Source organism: Nonomuraea salmonea (assembly GCF_042428605.1).
GTDB lineage: Bacteria > Actinomycetota > Actinomycetes > Streptosporangiales > Streptosporangiaceae > Nonomuraea > Nonomuraea salmonea.
In genome coordinates this window covers 202569-218888 of sequence record NZ_JBHMCF010000012.1, presented here as the reverse complement: position 1 = coordinate 218888, position 16320 = coordinate 202569, and the positions used below count along the sequence as shown (strand labels likewise).

The 16320-nt window shown below is 71.0% G+C and carries 13 protein-coding genes; 4 read left to right on the top strand and 9 right to left on the bottom strand.

Going from position 1 to position 16320, the window contains the following annotated elements:
• Positions 1-2 precede the first annotated feature (2 nt).
• The 3 genes from ACFFR3_RS17455 to ACFFR3_RS17445 form a co-directional block, all read right to left on the bottom strand.
• Positions 3-1961, bottom strand: coding sequence for a vWA domain-containing protein (locus ACFFR3_RS17455; RefSeq protein WP_379483437.1), 1959 nt, complete (start codon positions 1959-1961; stop codon positions 3-5).
• A gap of 51 nt (positions 1962-2012) precedes the next feature.
• Complete coding sequence (locus tag ACFFR3_RS17450) at positions 2013-2747, bottom strand: hypothetical protein (RefSeq protein WP_345390174.1); 735 nt, start codon at positions 2745-2747, stop codon at positions 2013-2015.
• A 62-nt stretch (positions 2748-2809) separates the two neighbouring features.
• Positions 2810-4201 (bottom strand): sigma 54-interacting transcriptional regulator, encoded by a 1392-nt coding sequence (locus ACFFR3_RS17445; RefSeq protein ID WP_355416648.1) that lies wholly within the window; start codon positions 4199-4201, stop codon positions 2810-2812.
• Positions 4202-4372: 171 nt separating this feature from the next.
• On the opposite strand from ACFFR3_RS17445, the gene ACFFR3_RS17440 reads away from it, so the two are divergent.
• Together ACFFR3_RS17440 and ACFFR3_RS17435 are read left to right on the top strand one after the other, a co-directional pair.
• Positions 4373-5548: an FIST signal transduction protein gene (locus ACFFR3_RS17440; RefSeq protein ID WP_345409397.1), complete on the top strand. Its 1176-nt coding sequence runs from the start codon at positions 4373-4375 to the stop codon at positions 5546-5548.
• Between the two features lie 94 nt (positions 5549-5642).
• On the top strand, positions 5643-6830 hold the full coding sequence (locus tag ACFFR3_RS17435) for an ROK family protein (protein ID WP_379483436.1): 1188 nt from the start codon (positions 5643-5645) through the stop codon (positions 6828-6830).
• A gap of 258 nt (positions 6831-7088) precedes the next feature.
• Here ACFFR3_RS17435 and ACFFR3_RS17430 read toward each other — a convergent pair whose 3' ends face one another.
• The 5 genes from ACFFR3_RS17430 to hppD all read right to left on the bottom strand — a co-directional run bounded on the left by ACFFR3_RS17430 (position 7089) and on the right by hppD (position 11472).
• Positions 7089-7754: a hypothetical protein gene (locus tag ACFFR3_RS17430; protein ID WP_379483435.1), complete on the bottom strand. Its 666-nt coding sequence runs from the start codon at positions 7752-7754 to the stop codon at positions 7089-7091.
• Between the two features lie 53 nt (positions 7755-7807).
• Positions 7808-8353: an RNA polymerase sigma factor gene (locus ACFFR3_RS17425; protein WP_345390162.1), complete on the bottom strand. Its 546-nt coding sequence runs from the start codon at positions 8351-8353 to the stop codon at positions 7808-7810.
• 74 nt (positions 8354-8427) lie between these two features.
• Positions 8428-9837 (bottom strand): M1 family metallopeptidase, encoded by a 1410-nt coding sequence (locus ACFFR3_RS17420; protein ID WP_364371590.1) that lies wholly within the window; start codon positions 9835-9837, stop codon positions 8428-8430.
• 40 nt (positions 9838-9877) lie between these two features.
• On the bottom strand, positions 9878-10315 hold the full coding sequence (locus ACFFR3_RS17415; protein ID WP_345390153.1) for an RDD family protein: 438 nt from the start codon (positions 10313-10315) through the stop codon (positions 9878-9880).
• 47 nt (positions 10316-10362) lie between these two features.
• A complete protein-coding gene (gene hppD, locus ACFFR3_RS17410; protein ID WP_345390150.1) occupies positions 10363-11472 on the bottom strand; it encodes a 4-hydroxyphenylpyruvate dioxygenase in 1110 nt (369 codons plus the stop codon).
• A gap of 103 nt (positions 11473-11575) precedes the next feature.
• Here hppD and ACFFR3_RS17405 point away from each other — a divergent pair, with 103 nt between their 5' ends.
• Complete coding sequence (locus tag ACFFR3_RS17405) at positions 11576-12061, top strand: Lrp/AsnC family transcriptional regulator (RefSeq protein ID WP_345390147.1); 486 nt, start codon at positions 11576-11578, stop codon at positions 12059-12061.
• 263 nt (positions 12062-12324) lie between these two features.
• Positions 12325-14316, top strand: coding sequence for a transglycosylase domain-containing protein (locus tag ACFFR3_RS17400; RefSeq protein ID WP_345390144.1), 1992 nt, complete (start codon positions 12325-12327; stop codon positions 14314-14316).
• 6 nt (positions 14317-14322) lie between these two features.
• On the opposite strand, the gene ACFFR3_RS17395 is transcribed toward ACFFR3_RS17400, so the two are convergent.
• Positions 14323-16284 carry a thioredoxin domain-containing protein gene (locus tag ACFFR3_RS17395; RefSeq protein ID WP_345390141.1) on the bottom strand — a complete coding sequence of 654 codons (1962 nt, stop codon included), beginning with the start codon at positions 16282-16284 and terminating at the stop codon, positions 14323-14325.
• Positions 16285-16320: the final 36 nt, after the last annotated feature.

Here is a 16320-nt window from a genome sequence, read left to right as displayed (position 1 = left end):
CGTCAGCGCGTGCGTCGCAACCGCAGGAAGTCGCTCACCACGTATTCGCCCAGCCGGTCGGCGCTCGGCGAGAAGACCCGCCCGCCGTTGCGCCGCGCCACCTCGTCCACGAACTCCTTCAGCCGGTCGTCGGCCGCCAGCATGAAGACGTTGATCGTGGCCCGCCGCCGGGTCATCTTGTCCACCTCGGACAGCGTGAGCTCCAGCGTCTCGTGCGACGGCGGCCACTCGAACGCCGAGCGCCCGTTGCGCAGGAGGTGGGCGGTCGGCTCGCCGTCGGTGACGACCAGCACCACCGGCTCGAAGTCGGGGTGGCGGTCGAGGTGGCGCCCGGCGATGAGCAGCGCGTGGTGCAGGTTGGTGCCCTGGACCATGTCCCAGTCGAGCCCGGCCAGCTCGTCGGGCTGCAGCACCCTGGCGTAGTTCGAGAAGCCGATGATCTGTACGGCGTCCTGCGGGAACTTCGAGGCCACCAGCGCCTGCAGGGCCAGCGCGGTCTGCTTGGCGGCGGCCCACGTGCCGCGCAGCGCCATGGAGTAGGACAGGTCGACCAGCAGGCAGACGGCCGCCGCGCTGCGCCGCTCGGTCTCGGCCACCTCGAAGTCGTCGACCGACAGCCGCACCCCGACCCGGTCGCCGAGGGTGACGCCGCCGCTGCGCACGCCGTTGACCAGCGTGCGTACGACGTCGATGGGCTGCTCGTCGCCGAACCGCCACGGCCGCGACGACCCGGTCAGCTCTCCGGCCGAGCCGGCGTCGTGCTGGTCGTGGTCGCCCCTGCGGCCCGCGTCGAGCGAGGAGAAGACCCGGCGCAGCGCGGTCTCGCCGAGCCGGCGCACCGCCTTGGGGGTCAGCTCCAGCTTGCCGCGCCGGCGCAGGAGGTAGCCCTGCTCCTCAAGTTCGCGTTCGATGCGCTTGAGCGCTTCGAGGTCGTCGACGGCGGAGCGGCCGAGCGCACGGCGTACGGCGTCCTCGTCGATGTCGTCGAGCCGCGCGCCCGGGTAGTCCTGGCGCAGGGCGGTCTCGAGCTGGGTGAGGTCGGCCAGCTCCTCAAGCGCGGTGACGGCGTCGCCCATGGCGAGCGGCTCTTCACCGGTGAGGCGCTCGGGGGCGTTCCAGGCGAGGTCGGGGCGGCGGGAGTAGAGGGCCTCGCCGAGCCGGCGCATCTCGTCGGCCAGGCCCGCCTGCTCAAGGGTCTGGTTCATCAGGTTGCCCAGCTCTTCGCGCTGGCGCGGCGTCATCGAGGCCAGCATGCGCTGGGTGGCGGCGGCGCGGCGGGCGAGGATGTCGACCAGCTCGTCGAGGTTGCGGGGCTTCTCGGGGAACAGGTCGCCATATTTCGCCATAAATTGCTCGAAATCGGCTTGAGTGTGCTCGCCGCGGGCGTCCTTGTCGAGCATCCCGTTGAGGTCCGCCATCATCTCGCGGACGCGCCGCATCGCCTCGGGATCGGGGTTGGTCAGCGCGTCGCGCAGCCCCCTGAACTGGCTGTCGAGCACCTCCCTGCGCAGCAGGTCGCGCAGCTCCTCGAAGGTCTGCCTGGCCGCCTGGGAGCGCCAGTCGTAAGAGCTCAGCTCCTGGATCGCGCTCGCGGTGTCCTCGGGCAGCGCGTCAAGGCCCGCCTCCCGCAGCCGCGCGTCGTCGGACGGGTCGGGGAACAGCTCGGCCCGCTCCTGCCCGATCGCCTTGTCCAGCAGCGCCCTCGCCCGCTCCAGCGTGCCGTCGAGCCGCCCGCGCTCGCGCAGGTCACGGCGGCGCTTGCGGACCTCCCTGAGCATGTCGTCGAGCCCGCGTCGCTCCTGGGTGCCCGGCAGGCCGCGCTTGAGCAGGTCGCGCAGGGCGTGGACCGGGGTCGAGCCCGACAGGATGGCGTCGCCCATCTCGTCGAGCGCGGCGCGTACGTCATAGGGAGGCGCCAGGGGATCGGGGCCGTCGTGGTACTCGCCATAGCGGAAGGCCATCACGAAACCACGCTAACCCCGAAACGAGCCCCGTGGTGTTACGCCGAGAGCTCAGGCGTCGCCGAAGACCTCCCACACCTGGTTGAGCGCGTCGGAGCCGGGCGTGTAGTCGACCTTCGCCAGGACGGGGTACCTGACGGTCTTGAGGGCCTTCGTCAGGTCCGTCCACCTGCACGGTTTCTTGCCCAGGCCGTTCTTGTCCGCGTTGACCGGACGGCCGGTGAGCCAGCCGTCGCCGCAGCGGGCCGTGGTGCGGGAGAACGTGGTCGCGTACGTGTAACCCAGCTTGACCGTCTTTCCGCCGCTCGCGAACAGCACGGTGGTGTCGTTCACCCGCTTGATCGTCCCCGTGGCCGTCCGCGGCGCGGGCCACTCGTTGAGCAGGATCTCGTTGACCCGGGTCGCCGCGCCGCCGCGGTACTCGACCCGCACCGGCACGGGCCCGCGGGCCAGCGAGGCGGTCAGGTCGGCGGGCGCGCAGCGCGTACGGCCCAGGCCGTTGCCGTCGAGCGCGACCCTGCCCTCGGTCTCCTTCAGGTCGCAGGCCGTCGTTACCCGCCCGTACGCGGCCTTGGCGTAGCCGAGCCGCAGCTCCTTGACCCCGGCGGCGCTCGCCAGCCGGTGGAACTTGGTGCCCTTGACCCGGGCCGCCTTCTTGGGCACGAGCCGCAGGCGGCCCTGGCCGTCGGCCCACGCGTACCCGTACGCGGACGTGGCGGCCTCGGCGGGTGCCGCGAACCCGCCCAGGACGAGAGCGGCGGCGGTGGCGCAGGCAAGCAGGCGCATGACGGTCTCCCCCGGCTAAGTGATGAACTCACCCCCTTTGACGCGGGAGACCGCCGACATGTTCACGTGCGGTAAACGGTCACGCCGTCAAGATCTTCCTTGGACAGCCGCCGCATCAGGTAAAGACCCTCAAGGGCGAACTCCAGCGCCGCCGCCGCGTGCCCGGGCGACTCCTCGCCCGCGCCCATGCCGAGCCGCGACATGACCTTGGCGAGACCGGCGACCGGCCCGATGCGGGTGAGCAGGTCACCGGCGGAGACCAGCTCGCCCGACTCCACCTGGTTGCCCTCGGCGAACTTGTCGGTCACCGGCGACAGGTCCATGCCGCCCAGCCGGCTCCTGAACGTCTCGGCCGTCGCCCGGCGCAGCAGGTGGGCCAGGATCTCGGTCTCCCTGCCCTCCTCGCTGACCTCGAACTCCACCTTGCCGCGCAGGCTGTGGACCACGCAGCCGAGGTCGACCACGCGGGTGACCGGCTGGTCCTCGCCCATGATGGCGGCACGGCGCACCGCCGAGGCGGCCGCGGTCTCGGCCGCGGCGATCGAGAACCTGGCCGACACGCCGGAACGGGCGTCGACCGCGGTCGACTCGCGGACGAGCCGGGTGAAGCGGGCGATCACCTCGATCAGGTGCTCGGGGACGTCGGCCCCGATGTCGGGCATGGACTCCTGGCGGATGAGCGTCAGCTCGTCCTCGACGGTCAGCGGGTAGTGGGTGCGGATCTCGGCGCCGAACCGGTCTTTCAGCGGCGTGATGATCCGGCCCCTGTTGGTGTAGTCCTCGGGGTTGGCGCTGGCGATGAGCAGCAGGTCGAGCGGCAGGCGCAGGTTGTAGCCGCGCACCTGGACGTCGCGCTCCTCCAGCACGTTGAGCAGCGAGACCTGGATGCGCTCGGCCAGGTCGGGCAGCTCGTTGACGGAGAAGACGCCGCGGTTGGTGCGCGGCACCAGGCCGTAGTGGACCGTCTCGGGGTCGCCGAGCCGGCGCCCTTCGGCGATCTTGATCGGGTCGACGTCGCCGATCAGGTCGCCCACGGAGGTGTCGGGAGTGGCGAGCTTCTCGCCGTAGCGCTCGTCGCGGTGCTTCCACGCCACCGGCAGCTCGTCGCCCAGCTCCCGCGCCAGAGCCTGGCAGCGGGTGCAGGCCGGCGCGTACGGGTGGTCATTGATCTCGCAGCCCTCGATCACCGGCGTCCACTCGTCGAGCAGGCCGGTGACCGTGCGGATGAGCCGGGTCTTGCCCTGACCGCGCTCGCCCAGCAGAACCAGGTCGTGCCCGGCGAGCAGCGCCCGCTCCAGGTGGGGCAGGACGGTGTCGTCGAAGCCCACGATGCCGGGGAAGCGGGGCTCACCCGCCCGCAGCTTGGCCAGCAGGTTTTCCCGGACCTCGGCTTTGACGCTGCGATGAACGTGGCCGCTCTCTCGCAACTCGCGGAGAATACGTGGCTGATGCACGGGAACGAGACTACGTCCCCAGCGAGGAATGTGGCAGAGACTTTCGCACCTGGCGGAGATTTCGGATCTTGACTATTAGGTGACGGTTCGTGCGCGTGCTTGTCCCTTTAGTGGGGAGAATCGGGCCTAGGGAACTTGGACATGTCGAGGGAGGCGAGATCCGTGGCCTTGATGACAAGCCGCTTCGCCGACGGCCTCGCCGTGGGTTCCGACCTGGTGGAGGCCGCGGAGAACGCCGTCGGCCAGGCACTGTCGAGGCTCAGCGGCCAAGCAGATCTGGTCTGCTTCTTCATTTGCGGCGACGACCCCGACGACGTCGCCAGGGCCGGCGAGGCCGCGATGAAACTCGCGCCCGAAGCGCACGTGATCGGATGCAGCGCCACCGGAGTGATCGGTGACGGTCAAGGGGTGGAGCTGACGCCCGCCGTGAGCGCGTGGGCGGCGACCCTGGAGGGTGCTCGGCTCACCACGTTCGCGCTGGAGACGCTGGCGGCCGAGGACCGGTTCGTGGTCGTGGGGCTGCCGGAGCGCAATGGGGACGACCACGTGGCGATCCTGCTGGCCGACCCGTACACCTTCCCGACCGACGCGTTCGTGGAACGCTCGGTCGACGTGCTCGGCGAGCTGCCGCTCATCGGCGGGCTGGCCAACGGGCTGCAGGGACGCGGGTCCGTACGCCTCTTCGCCGACGGCGAGATCTACACCGAGGGCGCCATCGGCGTGCTGCTCAGCGGGCCGATCAAGGTCAGCACGGTGGTGAGCCAGGGCTGCCGGCCGATCGGCCCCAGCATGGTCGTCACCGCCTCCGAGGACAACCTGCTGCTGGAACTCGCCGGGCAGCCCGCGCTCGCCCGCCTCGAGGACATCGTCAGCGACCTCGACGAGGACGACCGCGAGCTCGTCGCCTCAGGGCTGCAGATCGGCCTGGCCATGGACGAGTACGCCGAACGCCACGAACGCGGCGACTTCCTCATCCGGGGCGTCATCGGCATCGACCCCGACAGGGAGGCCGTCGCCATCGGGGACGTCGTCGAGGTCGGCAGGACCGTACGCTTCCAGGTCCGCGACGCCGCCACCGCCGACGAGGATCTCTACGACCTGCTCGACGCCCACCGCGAGGAGATCGGCAAGGTGGACGGGGCACTGCTGTTCTCCTGCAACGGCCGCGGCTCCGCCATGTTCGGCACCGCCGACCACGACCCCGTCGCGCTGCGCGACACGCTGGGCCCTATCGGCGTGGCGGGCTTCTTCGCCGCCGGCGAGGTCGGCCCGGTCGCCGGCCACAACCACGTCCACGGCTTCACCGCCTCCGTCCTGGTCTTCTCCAGCCCTTCGAGCACGCCGTGACGCTGCCCGCTGACGGGTCTTTCGAGCACGCCGTGACGCTGCCCGCCGACCGGGGCTCAGGGCCGGCCGTGTCTGTCCTGCGGGTCGGGACTTCGTGATCCTCGCCATCGATGTCGGCGGCACCAAGCTGGCCGCCGGCCTGGTCTCCCGCGACGGGACGGTAACCGGATCGCGGCGGGTCGCGACGCCGCAGGGCGCGGACGCCGAGACCCTCTGGCGTACGCTCATCGCCCTGGTCGAGCCCCTCGCGGGTCACGCGGAGGCGGTGGGGGTGGGTTGCGGCGGTCCGATGAGCTGGCCGGACGGCGAGGTCTCGCCGCTCAACATCCCCGGCTGGCGGCGCTTCCCGCTGCGCGCCCGTCTCGCGGAGCAGTTCCCCTCTTTACCGGTACGCCTGCACAATGACGCCGTCTGCCTGGCCGTGGCCGAGCACTGGCTGGGTGCCGGGCGCGGCAGCAGAGACATGCTCGGGATGGTCGTCTCCACCGGCGTGGGCGGCGGCCTGATCCTGGGCGGCCGCCTGGCCCACGGCCGCACCGGCAACGCCGGGCACATCGGCCACGTCGTGGTCGAGCCCCACGACGGCCCTCGCTGCACGTGCGGCGGCCACGGCTGCCTCGAAGCAGTGGCCCGCGGCCCCGCCCTGACCTCCTGGGCCCTGGCGAACGGCTGGCACCCGAACCCCCGCAAACCCCCGGCTCCCGTCCCCGCACCGATCACCGCCCAGCCGAACATCGCTGTAGGACTCGGCGCCGCAGGTGGCGAGCCCGGATGGTCCGCTGGGACGCACGTACGGACCGCTCAACGGGCCGGCGAGGGCGCACCCCACGCCAATGCCGCCGTGGGTCGCGTGCTGACCGGGAGCGGTCCTGACGGGGAGGGAGTCGCGTACCGGGAGGGTCGGGAGGCGGCCGGGAGTGGTCTTGACGGGGAAGGGGTCGCGTACCGGGAGGATCGGGAGGTGACGGCGCGGGAGCTGGCGGCGGACGCGCTGGCCGGGGATCCGGTCGCCGTACGGGCGATGCGACGGGCCGGGCGGGCGCTCGGCGTGGCGATCGCCTCCGCCACGCACCTGTGCGACCTCGGCCTGGTCACCGTCGGCGGCGGGCTGGCGCAGGCGGGGGAGCCGCTGTTCGGCCCATTGGAGGAGGCGCTGCGCGAGCACGCCAGAATGGGCTTCGCCCGGGACATCGAGGTGTTGCCCGCCGCACTCGGCCAGGACGCGGGCCTCGTCGGCGCCGCCGCCCTCCACCTGGCCGCCGACCGCTACTGGCCCACCTGACCCCCGGTCCAAAGGCCCGGAAAGCGACGCTCCCTTCGGCCTGTGAGGCTCGGGGAGCGACGCGTGCTTCGGCCTGCGGGACCGGGGGAGGGATGCGGCCTTCGGCTTATGTGGCTCGGGAAGCGACGTGCGCTTCGATCTGCGGGGCCCGGAGAGCGACGCGCCCCTTGCCTGCGAAGGCCGGAGAGCTCAGGCCACGGCAGTCTGAAGGCCCGGTGCCCGTCGCTGCTCGGGGAGGGGCACCGGGTCGAGCCCTCGTCAGGGGTGGGTGGTGGTGAGGGTGGGGCCGTTGTCGGGGTCGGTGCGGGAGTTCGTTGACGGGCCCTCGTCCTGCTGGTCGCCGGGCCTGCCCTGGTCGGGGGGCGGCAGGGGGAGGGAGGTGGGTTCGCATGGAGCCACTTGGCCCTCGACGATTTCCAGGCTGGTGGCGGCGGGAGGTGCCGCGTCGCCCTGGGCGCTCTTCGAGACGGTCAGGACCAGTGTGGAGCCCTTGGGGACCTGGCCCTTCTCGATGGTGAACGCGATGCCGTCGCCGTCCTTACGGATGCCCGTCGCGAAGGCACCTCCCGCGTCCGCGTGACGGCCGCGCGGCGCCTTGCAGGTCTGGCCCTCGGGCAGATAGTCCACCGCCGCTGGGACGCCGGCCGCGGCCAGGTCGCGTTCGAGGCCGTCGGGGTCGGTGAACGCGTGGATGCGTACGGTCACCCCGCCGTCGGAGCCCTTGCCGACCGCGTACGCGGGCTTCCCGCCCACCCCGGCCAGCACCACCACCGCCGTGGCGGCCGCCGCGACCCCCGCCACCGCGGCGGTCAGCCCCACCAGCCGGCGCGGGCGCCGTGCGGGCGCGGCCACCCCTGGCGTCACCCCTGGCGTCACTCCCGGCGTCGCCCCCGGCGTCACTTCCGGCGTCGTCTCTGTCGCCATCCTCGTCCTCATCTCGTCCTTGAGTGCACTGAGAAGGCGGTCCTCGAAGGTGCTCACGTCTGTCCTTCCACGTACACGGCCGATGGCGAAGCGACGCCGGAGAGTGCACGTCTGGCCCGGTGGAGTCTGACCCGCGCGGTCACCTGCCTGATGCCCAGCGCGGCTGCGGCCTCGGTGACGGTGAGCTGGTCGATAGCGACGAGCTCGAGCACCGCCCGCTCGCCCTCGGGCAGCACCGCCATGGCCTCGAGAGCGCCGCGCATCCGCCGCTCGGCGTCGATGCGCTCCTCCATCCTGGCCAGGTCGTCGTCGTCCATCAGCCGCCGCCCGGCGACCCGGCCGGTGGCCCGCGACTCGCGAGCCGCCCGCCGGTGCTGGGCCGACACCACGTTGCGTGCGATGCCGTACAGCCAGGCGACCTCGCTGCCCCGGCCGGCGCGGTAGGTGTGCGCGGAGTCGAGCACCGCCAGGAAGACGTCGGCTGTCAGGTCCGCGGCCAGGTGGGGGTCGCTGACCCGGCGGACCACGAACCGCTGGACGGCGTCGACGTGGCGGCGATAGAAGGCCTCAAAGGCCCCGGGGTCTTCGTTGAGGCGCACCGGCCTCGCTCCCTTCGTCGTTCGCCCTTACACCCCTACTTGGACCGGGCGGCGGGAAGCGTTTCCGGGCGCGGTCAGGCGGGACGGCTGGGCTGGAAGAGCCAGGCGTCGAAGAGGGGGCCGAGGTCCTTGCCCGACAGCCGCTCGGCCAGGTCGATGAACTCCTCGGTGGTGACGTTGCCGTAGCGGTGCTCGGCCGTCCAGGTCTTGAGCAGGGTGAAGAACGTGGGGTCGCCGATGGCCTTGCGCAGCGCGTGGAGCGTCATGCCGCCGCGCGTGTAGACGGACTGGTTGAACAGGTCGTCGGGCTTGGCGCGGCCGGGCGGGTAGGACCACATGGGGTCGGACGCGGGCCGCGCGTGGAGCTCGTTGAACGTGGCGTCGGCGGTCTTGGTGCCCTTGTGCTCGGACCACAGCCATTCGGCGTAGGTGGCGAAGCCCTCGTTGAGCCAGAGGTCCTTCCACCGCTTGACGGTCAGGCTGTTGCCGAACCACTGGTGGGCCAGCTCGTGCGCGATGATCGCCTCGTCGGGCTCGAAGCCGCCGTAAAGGGGCTTGGTCTGGTTTTCCAGCGCGTAGCCGGCGGAGTAGTCGTCGACGACGCCGCCGGTGGAGGCGAACGGGTAGGGGCCGAAGACCGTCGTCCAGTAGTCGGTGATCTCGCCTGAGGCGGTGTAGAGGTGGTCGAGCGAGCGCTTGAACCTGGGGTCGGTGGCGGCGAGGTTGGGTATGCCGGCGGCGGTCTTGCCCTCGCGCAGGTCGAACTTGCCGAGCGTGGCCGTGGCGAGGTAGGTGGCCATGGGGTGGCGCTCGCTCCACTTGTAGGTGGTCAGGCCGCCCCTGGTGGCGGGCTTGGCCGTCATCTCGCCGTTGGCCAGGGCGGTGACCCCGGCGGGCACGGTGATGGTGAAGTCGAAGGTGGCCTTGTCGGCGGGGTGGTCGTTGCTGGGGAACCAGGTCTTGGAGCCGTTGGGCTCGGAGGCCACGAAGGCGCCGTCGGGGGTGGGGATGAAGCCGTAGGTGCCGAGGTTGGCGCTGTCGTTGGCGGGCCTCGGCCGGCCGGAGTAGGTGACCTTGACGGTGAAGGAGGACGAGGCGCCGATCGCCTTGGCCGGGCGCACGGTCAGCTCGGAGCCCTGCCGGGTGAAGGTGGCCGCCGCGTCGTCGACGGTCACCCCGCGCACGTGCAGGCCGGTGAGGTCGAGGTTGAAGCTGGACAGGTCTTGGGTGGCGGCGGCGCGGATGGTGGCGACCCCGTCGAGGCGCTTGCCCTTGGGCGTGTAGGTGACGTCGAGGTCGTAGTGGGCGACGTCGTAGCCGCCGTTTCCGTCTTTCGGGAAGTCGGGGTCGCCGATGCCGGCCGCCCCCGCGCGCTCGCCCCCGACCACCGAGTTGCCGATCGGCGGCGGCTCGTCGCTCGCCGTGCAGGCGGTCAAGGTGCTGAGCGCCGCCAGCAACGCCACCCCGCTTCTGGTGAAACGCATACGAGCCCCCTTCGTATCGTGACCAGAAGTTTACGCTGAGTCAGGCGATGACGACGACGGTCCTCGCGGCTTTGTCGTGCAGGGCCTGCTTGCGCGGGTCGAAGAGGATCCAGCCGAGATCGAGCAACGCGCCCAGGCAGCAGAACCAGATGAGCACGCTTTCCACGGCCTGCCTGACGGCGACCTGCCCCACGCCCATACTGCCGCCGGATTCCGCCACGACACGGATGCCGAAGAGTTTCTTTCCCAGAGTCTGACCATTCCAGAAGGCGTGGAGCAGCCAGAAGTAGAGAAAGGCGACCAGGCCGGCGAAGAAGGTGTGCTCGACGGGATAGCGCGCCCACACGCCCGCGTCCCAGGCGTAGGTCCAGGTCGTCCAGGTGAAGGGGGTGGTGATGACGTTGACGATCAGCCAGTCGAGCACGCCGGCGAACAACCGCCGCCAGCGCCCCGCCAGCCCCGGAGGCGGCAGTCCCATGCGGGGATGGATGACCGCCGCCCCGCCGAGGCAAACCACCGGCTACATCAAAGGTTGCCCCTGCGCTCCTGCTCGCGCTCGATGGCCTCGAACAGCGCCTTGAAGTTGCCCTTGCCGAAGCCGAGCGAGCCGTGCCGCTCGATGAGCTCGAAGAAGACCGTGGGCCTGTCCTGCACCGGCTCGGTGAAGATCTGCAGCAGGTAGCCGTCCTCGTCGCGGTCCACGAGGATCTTGCGCTTCTTCAGCTCCTCGATCGGCACCCGCACCCGCCCGATGCGCTCGCGCAGCTCGGGGTCGTCGTAGTAGGAGTCGGGGGTGGCGAGGAAGCGCACTCCGGCGGCGCGCATGTGGTCGACGGTGGTGAGGATGTCGTTGGTGGCGAGCGCGATGTGCTGCACGCCCGGTCCGCCGTAGAACTCTAGGTACTCGTCGATCTGCGACTTCTTGCGGCTGACCGCCGGCTCGTTGAGCGGGAACTTGACCTTGCGGCTGCCGTCGGCGACGACCTTGGACATGAGCGCGGAGTATTCGGTGGCGATGTCGTCGCCGATGAACTCCGCCATGTTGGTGAAGCCCATGACCTTCCGGTAGAACTCCACCCACTCGTCCATCTTGCCCAGCTCGACGTTGCCGACGCAGTGGTCGACGGCCTGGAAGAGCCGGCCGTTCTTGGTGGCGGGCGGGGCGACCAGCGGCTCGGCGGCGGCGTAGCCGGGCAGGTAGGCGCCGCCGTAGTTGGACCTGTCGATCAGGGTGTGCCGGGTCTCGCCGTACGTCGCGATGGCCGCGAGCTGCACCTTGCCGTGCTCGTCCTCCAGCGTGTACGGCTCCGCCAGCCCTCGCGCTCCGTGCGCCACGGCGTGGGCGTAGGCGGCCTCCACGTCGGGCACCTGGATGGCCAGGTCGATGACCCCGTCGCCGTGCGCGGCCACGTGCCGGGCCAGGTCGGTGTCGGGCCGCAGCGACCCGCGGAACTCGAACGTGGCGCCGCCCGAGGTCAGCACGTACGCGGCCGTGTCCCGATCACCGTTCTCCGGGCCCCGGTAGGCGACGAGCCGCATGCCGAAAGCGGTCGAGTAGTAGTGGGCCGCCTGCCTGGCGTTGCCCACGGCGAACACCACGGCGTCCATGCCGTTGACCGGAAAGACATCACTCATACCACCAACTCTCGATTTTCCTGGACGAGTTGCGCAAGAGTTACTTGTATGAGTGCACAATCTGCCTAGTATCAGCCCGCCATAGGCGGTAAATCTGTACAGCATGACGATCGATGACCTCGACGCCCGCCTCATCGCCCTGCTCGCCGCCGAGCCCCGGCTCGGCGTGCTGGAGTGCTCGCGCCGGCTCGGCGTGGCGCGCGGCACCGTGCAGGCCAGGCTCGACCGCCTCATGGACCGCGGCGTGATCACCGGCTTCGGCCCCGACGTGTCGCCCGCCGCGCTGGGTTACGGCGTGACGGCGTTCGTGACGATGGAGATCAGGCAGGTGGCCGGGCACGACCCGGTGGCCGACCGGCTCGCGGCCATCCCCGAGGTGCTGGAGGTGCACACGATCACCGGCGACAGCGATCTCCTCTGCCGCGTGGTGGCGCGGACGAACGCCGATTTGCAGCGGGTTATCGATTTGATCGTCGATGTACGGGGCGTACTCCGGACTAATTCGATCATCGCCCTGGACACTCCGGTTCCCTACCGAGTGCTGCCTTTGGTCGCCGATGTTCCACGTCGCGAGGGCCGCCGGTCGTAGTATCGCTAGGGACGAGGCACCGTTGTGGATCGTTTACCCTTGGCATTCGCCCAGCTTGCGGGGGTTGGGCGAGGGTCGACGAGGGGGGTGGCCGAAGGGTGCGTAGTGGTGGTGGAAAAGGAATGCGGAAGCGGCGGATTCTCCGAATAGTCCTGATATCCAGTGGCGCGGGAATCCTCGTACTGATCGGGCTTTTCGCCGTTGCGTGGGCACTGACTCCCATTCCGGACGAGACCCAGAAGCAGGCGACCGCACAGGGTTCCGTGATCTATTACCGCGACGGCAAGAGCGTGCTGGCCCGGCAGGGCGTCGACCGCCGGCGGGTCGATCTGTCGCAGGTGCCCAAGCACGTACGCGACGCCGTCATCGCCGCCGAGAACCGCTCCTTCTACGAGGACGCCGGCGTGTCGGTCAAGGGCACCGCGCGGGCCGTCTGGTCCACGCTCACCGGCCGCCAGCTCCAGGGCGGCTCCACCATCACCCAGCAGCTCGTCCGCAACTACTACAGCGGCCTCAGCCAGGAGCGCTCGGTCACCCGCAAGTTCAAAGAGATCCTCATCGCGGTGAAGGTCGACCAGTCCAAGTCGAAGGACTGGGTGCTGGAGCAATACCTCAACACGATCTACTTCGGCCGCGGCGCCAACGGCGTCCAGTCGGCCGCCCGCGCCTACTTCGGCAAGGACGTCGAGAAACTCAGCGTGGCCGAGGGCGCCTACCTGGCGGCGGTGATCCAGCAGCCCAGCCGCTTCGCCGACCCCAAGGGCTCCGACCTCGCGGCGGCCAGGGCGCGCTGGCAGTCGGTGATCAAGGCGATGGGGCAGACCGGCGCGCTGACCCCGCAGCAGGTGGCCGCCGAGCGCTTCCCCGAGCTGGTCGAGCCGAAGAAGCCGTTCGAGCTCAAGGGCCAGGCCCAATACATGCTGGAGCAGGTCACCGCCGAGCTCAACCGGCGCGGCTACAGCGACGAGGACATCAACAGCGGCGGCCTCAAGATCGTCACGACCTTCGACAAGAAGCTCATGCAGGCCGCCAAGCGGGCGGTCACCGAGGTGCTGCCCGACGCCACGCCGAAGAAGGTGCGCACCGGGCTCGCCGCCGTCGACCCCGCCACGGGCGAGGTCGTGGCCTTCTACGGCGGCAAGCCGTCGCAGTCGAAGTACTACGACAGCGCGTTCTCGGCCAAGGTCATGGCCGGGTCGACGTTCAAGCCGTACACGCTGGCCGCCGCGCTCGACAACGGCTTCGACCTGTCCACCAGGGTCGACGGCAACTCGCCGCTGCGGGTCGCCTCGGCCGCGCAGGCCATCCCCAACGACGGCGACCGCTCGTACGGGCAGATCAACCTGATCTCCGCCACCCAGAACTCCGTCAACACCGCCTTCGTCGACCTCGGCCAGAAGGTCGGGCTCGACAAGGTGGCCGAGGTCGCCGAGGCGGCCGGCATCCCCGCGTCCCAGCTCGACCAGCACAAGCACGCCGCCGCCTTCCCGCTCGGCGTGGCGTCCGTCAGCGCCGTCCAGAACGCCTCGGGCTTCTCCACCTTCGCCAACAAGGGCGTGCACATGGAGGCCCACGTGGTGAAGTCGGTGACCGACGCCGAGGGGCGCGAGCAGGTCGTCGAGCCGGTCGCCACCAAGGTGGTCGGCGAGCAGGCCGCCGCCGACACCACGTACGCGATGCAGCAGGTCGTCAAATACGGCACCGGCACCGCCGCCCGGCTCTACGACCGCCCCGTCGCCGGCAAGACGGGCACCACGGACGAGTCGAAGTCGGTCTGGTTCAACGGCTTCACCCCGCAGCTCTCGGTCGCGGTCGACATGTTCCGCGACGACAACGCCACCGTCACCATCCCCGGCTACGGCACGCAGTTCGGCGGGCAGCTGCCGGCGCAGATCTGGCGGGCGTTCATGACCGAGGCGATGGCGGGCAAGCCCGTCGAGGAGTTCCCCGAGCCTTCCGAGTACGGCTGGTCGTCCGGCTACACCGAGCCCGACCGCGACCGTGACCTGCCCAGGCCCGACTACACCGCGCCGCCCGCCGACCCCGGCTGGGACGGCCCCGAGTCCGACCCCGTCCTGCCGCCCACCGACGAGCCGCCGACGGACGAGCTGCCCGACGACCTGGGCCGCTCGGGCGGGCCGCCAGAGGAGACGGCGCCGCCGGAGACGGACGAGCCCGACCAGCCGTCCATTCAGCAGGACGACCTCCAGGACACCCGCCCCCAGGACGGCCGCGACCGCCAGCCCGCGGCTTGACCCGGCTCAGCCGGCCAGTTCGGCTTCGAGGGCTTCGACGGTGGTCACGGGCATGCGGCAGGTGAAGCCCCTGCACACGTACGCCGCGGGCGCCCCGCCGACCTGGCCGCGCCCCTCCAGCAGGGCGGGGTAGCCGTCGCCGCCGGGCCGGCCGAGCGCCACCACCAGGCCGGGCGCGTCGGAGAGCAGCGCCGCGCGGTGCAGCTCCGCCGTACGCGGGTCGTCGGCCGCACCCACCACCGCGACCTCCACGGGCCCCGACAGCGCCGCCCGCGCCACGGCCAGCCCCCACCCGGCGAACCTGGCGTGCCCGCCGGCCAGCACCGACACGGTGCCGAGCGCGGCCTGCGCGGCCTCGCGGTGCCGGGTGGAGCCGGTCAGGGCGGCGTACGACAGCAGCGCCCCAGCGGCCGCGTACTGGCCTGAGGGGGTCGCGTTGTCGGTCGGGTCCTGGGGACGCTGGAAGAGGCGTTCGGCGTCGTCAGCGGTGTCGTAGAAGCCGCCGGCCCCATCGGAGAACCGGTCGAGCACGGTGTCGAGCAGGGAGCCCGCGAGCCGGAGCCACCTGGGCTCGCCGGTGACGCCGTAGAGGGAGATCAGCCCCTCGGCCAGGTCGCCGTGGTCCTCCAGCACGCCGGCGTTCGTGCCGGCCCGGCCGTCCCTGGAGGTGCGCAGCAGCCGGTCACCGTCGACGTGGACGTCCGCCAGCAGCTCGGCCGCCTGCGTGGCCGCCGCGACCAGATCGGGCCGCTCGAACGCGACGCCGGTCTCGGCCAGCGCCGCGATGGCCAGGCCGTTCCACGCGGCCACCACCTTGTCGTCGCGGCCGGGACGGATCCGCCGCTCCCTGGCGGCCAGCAGCCGGGTCCGCACGCTGTCGTAGCGGGCCGGGTCCTCGGGGTCGCGCAGGAGCTGCAGCACCGAGGCGCCGTGCTCGAACGTCCCCTGCGGGGTCACCTCGAACAGCCCGGCCGCCCACCGGCCGTCGTCCTCGCCGAGCACCTCGCGCAGCTCGTCCGGCGTCCAGACGTAGAACTTGCCCTCCACGCCCTCGCTGTCGGCGTCGAGCGCGGAGGCGAACCCGCCCTCGGGCGTGCGCAGCTCGCGCAGCATCCAGTCGGCGGTCTCCAGCGCCACCCGCCGCGCCAGCTCGCCGCCGCCGGCCCGCCACCAGTGCGTGTAGACGCGCAGCAGCAGGGCGTTGTCGTAGAGCATCTTCTCGAAGTGCGGGACCACCCAGCGGTCGTCCACGCTGTAGCGGGCGAAACCGCCGCCGAGCTGGTCGTACATGCCGCCGCGGGCCATCGACTCCAGCGTCTTGACGCTCATCTCGCGCTCGCCCGAGCGCAGCAGGAACTCCAGCACCATCGACGGCGGGAACTTGGGCGCGCCGCCGAACCCGCCCGAGGCCGCGTCGAACGACTCCCGCAGATTCCCTACGGCCTGCCGCAGCGTCTCCTCGCCCGGCTCGGGCCCGCTGGGCAGCGAGGTGTGCGCGTTGAGGGCCTCGACGACCTTGGCGCCCTGACTGACGACGGAGTCGCGGTCGCCCGTCCAGACGCGGTGCACCTCCTGCAGCAGCCTCCTGAACTGAGGCCGCGGGAAGTAGGTGCCGCAGTAGAACGGATGGCCTTCTGGCGTGGCGAACACCGTCATCGGCCAGCCGCCCTGACGGGTCATGGCCTGCGTGGCGTTCATGTAGACGGCGTCGACGTCGGGACGTTCCTCGCGATCGACCTTCACGTTGACGAAGTGCTCGTTCATCAACGCGGCCGTCTCGGCGTCCTCGAAACTCTCGTGAGCCATGACGTGACACCAGTGACAAGCCGAGTAGCCCACGCTGATCAGCAGGGGCACATCACGCCGCCGCGCCTCCGCGAACGCCTCCTCACCCCAGGGCCACCAGTCGACGGGGTTGGCCGCGTGCTGGAGCAGGTAGGGGCTCGTCGCGTCTTTCAAGCGGTTCATCAGGACCTCCCCGGCCCACCCTAGCCACCCCGTCGT